Raw genomic sequence first — 6,696 nt, 5'->3', positions numbered from 1 at the left:
GCGAGTCCCGACAACATCTATCCCTCAGAACGACCGCACAATCCGCCCCAACGTCTCCATGGCCTTTTCCGATTCCTCGGCCCACGGGCTGCCGTAATTCAAGCGAATGCAATTTCTGAAACGCTGGGTCGGTGAGAAAATCGGCCCCGGCGCGATACTGATGCCTTGCGCCAATGCCATTTGAAACAGCTTCAGCGAATCCATCTGCTCTGGCAATTCCAGCCACAGAAAGTAGCCGCCCGCCGGCTGGCTGACGCGGGTCTGCGCCGGAAAGTAGCGGGCAATCGCCGCGAGCATCGCGCTCTGCTGTTCCTCCAGGGCATAACGCAGTTTGCGCAGATGCCGATCGTAGCCGCCGTGTTGCAGATAATCGGCAATCGCCGCTTGCGCCGGCATCGAAGCGCACAGCGAGGTCATCAGCTTCAGTCGCTCGATCTTCTGCGCGAAACGCCCGGCCGCCACCCAGCCGATGCGGTAGCCGGGGGCGAGACTTTTGGCGAACGAGCCGCAATGCATGACCAATCCTTCGGTATCAAAAGCCTTGGCCGGTTTTGGCGCCTGTTGCCCGTAATAAAGCTCGGCGTAGACGTCGTCCTCGATCAACGGCACCTGATGCTGACGCAGCAGTTCGACCAGCTCCTGTTTCTTCGCCTCGGGCACGGTCGCGCCCATCGGGTTCTGGAAACTGGTCATGCACCAGCAGGCCTTGATCGGATGGCGTTCCAGAGTTTGCGCGAGCACGCTCAGGTCGATGCCGTCACGCGGGTGCACGGGGATTTCCACGGCTTTGAGCTTCAGGCGCTCCAGCACTTGCAGGCAGGCATAAAACGCCGGGGCCTCGATGGCCACCAGATCGCCGGGCTCGGTCACTGCTTGCAGGCACAGGTTCAGCGCTTCAAGAGCGCCGTTGGTGATCAGTAGCTCTTCCATCGGCAGCATCAGCCCGCCGACCATGTAGCGCAGAGCAATCTGCCGGCGCAGTTGCGGGTTGCCCGGCGACATATCGGTGACGACCATGCGCGGATCCATCTCCCGCGCGGCGCTGGCCAGGGAGCGCGACAGGCGTTGCAGCGGGAACAGCGTCGGGCTGGGGAAGGCCGAGCCGAAGGGCACGGTGTTGGGGTCTTTGATCGAATCGAGTACCGAGAACACCAGTTCGCTGACGTCAACCTCGGTGGATTCGTTGACCTGGCTGCTGATCACCGGCTCGGAAAATGTGCTCGGTGTATGGGCGTTGACGAAGTAACCGGAGCGCGGCCGGGCGCGGATCAGGCCGCGGCGTTCGAGCAGGTAATAGGCCTGGAATACTGTCGACGGGCTGACCCCGTAAGCCTGGCTGGCATAGCGCACCGACGGTACTCGCTGGCCAGGGCCGAGGACGCCGGAGCGGATCAGTTCAGCGATGTCGTCGGCGAATTTTTCGTAGCGTTTCATGGTGGATCCGAATGGGGTCTATAAGGAATCGCGTCGCCTCCATTCGCGAGCAGGCTCGCTCCCACAACGACCGCGATTTCCTGTGGGAGCGAGCCTGCTCGCGAATGAAAGCACCGCAGTCTAAGGGCAATCAACGATTCATCGGCGCCACAAACCGGCTCTTCGCCACGCTGTATACCTGCGGCTCGTCACTGTCTTCAATCCTGAAACTCAATGTCTGCGAACTGCTCGCCGGGCGCTCGGTGGTCATTGCCACCGACACCGGTACATCGACAATCTCCCCGGGCGCCAGGCTCAATGCTGTTTTGCCCTGCAACTCAAACCCGTCGCCATCAACCAGACTCAACCGGTAATCCTGCCGTTGCTGAGTCTTGTTGATCACTTTCAGCGAATAAATATTCTCGATCTGCCCTTGAGCGTTCTCGCGGAACAACCCGCGATCCTTGGTCACGTCCAGCGACACCATCGGTCGCTCGATCAATGCCAGCGCCAACGCGCCGATCATCAACAACAACACCGCCGTGTAGCCAATCAAACGCGGACGCAGCAGGTTGGTCTTGCCGCCCTGCAATTCGCGCTCGGAACTGTAGCGGATCAGGCCGCGCGGGTAATGCATTTTGTCCATGATCGAATCGCAGGCGTCGATGCATGCTGCGCAGCCGATGCATTCCATTTGCAAGCCATCGCGGATGTCGATGCCGGTCGGGCAGACCTGCACGCACAACTGGCAGTCGATGCAATCACCCAGGCCGGCTTCGACCGGGCGCACGTCACGCTTGCGCGGGCCGCGGTTTTCGCCGCGGGCGGCGTCGTAGGCAATGGTCAGCGTGTCCTTGTCGAACATCACACTCTGGAACCGCGCATACGGGCACATGTGCATGCACACCGCCTCACGCAACCAACCGGCGTTGATGTAGGTGGCGGCGGCGAAAAACAGCACCCAGAACAGGCTGACGCCACCGATCTGCAGGGTCAGCAGTTCTTCGGCCAGCGGCCGGATCGGGGTGAAATAGCCGACGAAGGTCAGGCCGGTGATCACGCTGATTGCCAGCCACAGCGTGTGCTTGGCGGCACGCCGCGCCAGTTTGTTCAGGCTCCACGGCGCCGCTTGCAGTTTGATGCGCTGGTTGCGCTCGCCTTCGGTGATCTTCTCGCACCACATGAAGATCCACGTCCACGAACTCTGCGGGCAGGTGTAACCGCACCAGACGCGACCGGCAAACACGGTGATGGCGAAGAGTCCGAACGCAGCAATGATCAATAGCGCCGAAAGCAGAATGAAATCTTGCGGCCAGAAGGTCGCGCCAAAGATGTGGAATTTGCTTTCCGCCAGATCCCACAGCACCGCTTGCCGACCGCCCCAGTTCAGCCACACGGTGCCGAAGAACAGCACAAACAGAAGTCCGGCACCGCTCATACGCAGGTTGCGGAACAGGCCGGTGAAACTGCGGGTATGGATCTGCTTATCAGTTGATCCGCCAGTCGCCTTCAGTGGGCGCGCGGGTACGCTTTTTATCGTCGGCGATTCTTCTACGGTTCGGACGGGGATTTGCTCGCTCATGTTCGTTCGCTCATCAGCCTCCATCAGGCCGATGCACTATGAGCGCCGATCTGTTTGCAGAACAGACTCAGGTTTGGCAATAAAAAGCGGATCAGATGAGGTTTGGCGCAGTGCCTGCGACAACTTGAAGCAACCTGCCAGGCGCGGCGCAAACGCCTATTGCAGGCGTCTGCGTCGGGTGTTGATCGAGATCAATCAAACCACCGAATCACTGTCATCGGCCTTCAGATGTTTGCGCCCGTCCTTGGCCCCGGCGACGGTCAAGGCATCGGCTTCTGCTTCGGTGATGTAGGTGCGTTTGCCTTCGATTTCCACGAACGACATGGCTTTGTCGCTATCGGTCAGGACTTCCAGGGTGTCGCAGATGCGAATTTCCTCACCATGCTCGACGGTAAAAAAACACACTTTCTGCTCGGGGTTGGATTCATCGATTCGAACGGGCATGGCGGCAGTCCTTGTTCCAGGGAGGTCTGCATATTAGGAAGCGCAGCGCGCCGATCGTTCTGCGCAACCGATTAATGGTCGCTGTTGTCCATCGCTTATCAAGCCAATAACAAGGGAGGCACGATGGAAGACTGGTGGGATGAAGTGTGGGCTACGATGCAAGCCGAGTTCGCCGATATCGGTGATGCCTCGCAAATGACCCGGATCACCGTACGCCTGGTGATGGCGGCGATTCTCGGCGGGATACTCGGTTTCGAGCGCGAGCATAAAGGCAAGGCAGCGGGCGTGCGCACGCACATGCTGGTGGCATTGGGTGCTGCGCTATTCGTATTGGTGCCACAGACCTCGGGCGCAGAATCCGATGCCATGAGTCGGGTCTTGCAGGGCGTGATTGCCGGGATCGGCTTTCTCGGCGCCGGCACCATTCTGAAAAATCAGCAGGGCGACGAGGCCCATGTCAAAGGCCTGACCACGGCGGCGGGTTTATGGATGACGGCAGCGATCGGCGTGGCGGCGGGGCTGGGCAAGGAAGCGACGGCATTGCTCAGTACCATTCTGGCGCTGGCGATCTTCAGCGTGATGCCGTACGTGGTGAGGGTGTTCGAAAAGGATGTCGACAAGAACGACCACCTCTGACTCCCCGCCGGCTGATGATCGTTCCCACGCTCCGCGTGGGATTGCTTCAACGGACGCTCCGCGTTCGGCTCTGGATGGGACGCAGAGCGTCCCGGGCTGCATTCCTTTGCTGCGCGTGGGAACGATCAGATCAGACGCGGAGCGTGGGAACGATCAGGGGGCAGGGGGCAGACGATCACCGGCGGCATCGTGCTCGGTGGCTCTTCTTTCGGTGGTGGCGTGGTGCCTGGCGGCTCTTGCTCGGGCACCGGTGGCGGTTCGGTCTCCGGCAGGGTGGGTTTGTCGATGTTCGGATCGGGCGTTTCCGCCGGGATCGGGATGCTCATCAGGTGACCTCCGTATGGCACATGGCGTGGGACGTGCTTAAGTGAGTTGACCCGGCCACGACAAATTCGATCCGCAGGTTTGTCTTGTTAATTTCATCTGAACTTTTCCCCGCGCCGGTTGCTCGGAACCTAAGTGAGTTCATGACAGGGCCGGCGCTTTGTCGCGAATACTGTTCCGGCACAAGAGCGTCCTTGGGGCGTTAAGGAGAGATGCTCAATGACTGCTGAAAGACCTTCAGAGCTGAGTTACAACCCGCACATGCCGCTGTCGCAGGCGTTGCTGCTGCCACGTATCGTCATCGAAAACACCATGCCGACTCTCGACGGCGGCCAGTTCGCCGCCAAATCGATTGCCGGGCGCGAAGTGGTGGTGACCAGCAAAGTGTTTGCCGACGGCCATGACAAGCTCGCCGTGCGCATCCGCTGGCGCGAGGAAGGCCAGGAAACCTGGCAGACCGAGGTCATGTCCGATCAGGGCAACAACACCTGGCAAGGCCAGTTCCGCCCCGAAGAGCAGGGCCGCTACCTGTATTGCATCGAAGCGTGGATCGACCATTTCGCCAGCTTCCAGTACGAACTGGAAAAGAAGCACAGCGCGGCGGTGCCGGTTTCTCTGGAGCTGCAGGAAGGCCGCACGATGGTGCAACAGGCCGCCGAACGCAGCGAAGGTCAGCTCAGCGAGCAGCTCGCGGCGCTGCACCATGAATTGTCGGGCCTGCTCGAAACCGAGCAGGTTGCGCTGTTTCTGCACTCGCGCAGTGCAGAGCTGATGGCTCAGGCCGATCACCGCGCCTACCTCAGCGTCAGCGCCGAATTCCCCATGGACGTCGAGCGCGAACTCGCCGAGTTCGCCAGTTGGTACGAGCTGTTTCCGCGCTCGATCACCGACGATAGCCAGCGTCACGGCACTTTCAACGACGTGCACTCGCGTCTGCCGATGATTCAGGACATGGGCTTCGACGTGCTGTATTTCACGCCGATTCACCCGATCGGCCGCGCCCACCGCAAGGGCCGCAACAATTCCCTGACTGCCGGCCCGGATGATCCCGGCAGCCCGTACGCGATCGGCAGCGAGGAGGGCGGTCACGAGGCGATACATTCGCAACTCGGCACCCGTGAAGATTTCCGCCGTTTGGTGGCCGCCGCCGCCGACCATGGCCTGGAAATCGCTCTCGACTTCGCCATCCAGTGTTCCCAGGATCATCCGTGGCTCAAAGAGCATCCGGGCTGGTTCAACTGGCGCCCGGACGGCACGATCAAATACGCCGAAAACCCGCCGAAGAAATACCAGGACATCGTCAACGTCGACTTCTATGCGCCGGACGCGATTCCGAGCCTGTGGGTCGAGTTGCGCGACATCGTCGTCGGCTGGGTCAAGGAAGGCGTGAAAATCTTCCGCGTTGACAACCCGCACACCAAACCGCTGCCGTTCTGGCAATGGCTGATCGCCGATGTGCGCACCCTGTATCCGGAAGTGATCTTCCTCGCCGAGGCTTTCACCACGCCGGCGATGATGGCGCGTCTGGGCAAGGTCGGTTACTCGCAGAGCTACACCTATTTCACCTGGCGCAATACCAAGGCTGAGCTGGCGGAATACTTCACCGAACTGAATCAGTCGCCGTGGCGCGAATGCTACCGGCCGAATTTCTTCGTCAACACCCCGGACATCAACCCGGCGTTTTTGCATGAGTCGGGGCGTCCCGGTTTCCTCATCCGCGCTGCCTTGGCAACGATGGGCTCGGGCCTGTGGGGTATGTATTCAGGCTTCGAGTTATGCGAATCGGCGCCGGTGCCAGGCAAAGAGGAATACCTGGATTCGGAGAAATACGAGATCCGTGTCCGCGACTTCACCGCGCCGGGCAACATCATTGCCGAGATCGCTCAGCTCAACCGCATCCGCCGGCAGAACCCGGCGCTGCACACGCATCTGGGTCTGAAAATCTACAACGCCTGGAACGACAACATTCTGTACTTCGGCAAGCGCAGCGCCGATGGCAGCAATTTCATTCTGGTCGCAGTCAGTCTCGATCCGCATAACGTGCAGGAAGCGAATTTCGAACTGCCGCTGTGGGAAATGGGCCTGCCGGACGATGCCACCACCCATGGCGAAGATTTGATGAACGGCCATCGCTGGGACTGGCACGGCAAATATCAGTTCATGCGCATTGACCCGGCGTATCAGCCGTTCGGGATTTGGCGGATCAGCGCCACGTAATGATCGTTCCCACGCTCTGCGTGGGAATGCATCCCGGGACGCTCCGCGTCCCAAAGCGGACGCAGAGCGTCCATGGCGGC

The 6,696-nt window shown here is 60.5% G+C and carries 6 protein-coding genes; 2 read left to right on the top strand and 4 right to left on the bottom strand.

The genetic code is table 11. The annotated features are described in order from the left end of the window. Window positions 1-24 precede the first annotated feature (24 nt). The 3 genes from mapR to OK411_RS15510 all read right to left on the bottom strand — a co-directional run bounded on the left by mapR (window position 25) and on the right by OK411_RS15510 (window position 3,439). A complete protein-coding gene (gene mapR, locus OK411_RS15520) occupies window positions 25-1,434 on the bottom strand; it encodes a GntR family transcriptional regulator MpaR (protein WP_264365304.1) in 1,410 nt (469 codons plus the stop codon). Window positions 1,435-1,564: 130 nt separating this feature from the next. Continuing rightward, window positions 1,565-2,995, bottom strand: coding sequence for a cytochrome c oxidase accessory protein CcoG (gene ccoG, locus OK411_RS15515; RefSeq protein WP_264365303.1), 1,431 nt, complete (start codon window positions 2,993-2,995; stop codon window positions 1,565-1,567). 195 nt (window positions 2,996-3,190) lie between these two features. After that, entirely contained in the window at window positions 3,191-3,439 is a 249-nt protein-coding gene (locus OK411_RS15510; protein ID WP_016774630.1) for a DUF3203 family protein, read from the bottom strand. 123 nt (window positions 3,440-3,562) lie between these two features. Between OK411_RS15510 and OK411_RS15505 the strand changes: the two genes are divergently transcribed. Further along, window positions 3,563-4,075 carry an MgtC/SapB family protein gene (locus tag OK411_RS15505; protein WP_016774631.1) on the top strand — a complete coding sequence of 171 codons (513 nt, stop codon included), beginning with the start codon at window positions 3,563-3,565 and terminating at the stop codon, window positions 4,073-4,075. A 125-nt stretch (window positions 4,076-4,200) separates the two neighbouring features. Here the strand turns inward: OK411_RS15505 and OK411_RS15500 are convergent, their stop codons facing one another. Next, a complete protein-coding gene (locus tag OK411_RS15500; protein ID WP_264365302.1) occupies window positions 4,201-4,401 on the bottom strand; it encodes a hypothetical protein in 201 nt (66 codons plus the stop codon). A gap of 217 nt (window positions 4,402-4,618) precedes the next feature. Here OK411_RS15500 and OK411_RS15495 point away from each other — a divergent pair, with 217 nt between their 5' ends. Beyond that, window positions 4,619-6,616: an alpha-1,4-glucan--maltose-1-phosphate maltosyltransferase gene (locus tag OK411_RS15495; RefSeq protein WP_264365301.1), complete on the top strand. Its 1,998-nt coding sequence runs from the start codon at window positions 4,619-4,621 to the stop codon at window positions 6,614-6,616. Window positions 6,617-6,696: the final 80 nt, after the last annotated feature.

Source organism: Pseudomonas sp. RG1 (assembly GCF_025910115.1).
Taxonomy (GTDB): domain Bacteria; phylum Pseudomonadota; class Gammaproteobacteria; order Pseudomonadales; family Pseudomonadaceae; genus Aquipseudomonas; species Aquipseudomonas atacamensis.
This window is presented reverse-complemented; position numbering and strand designations above follow the sequence as displayed.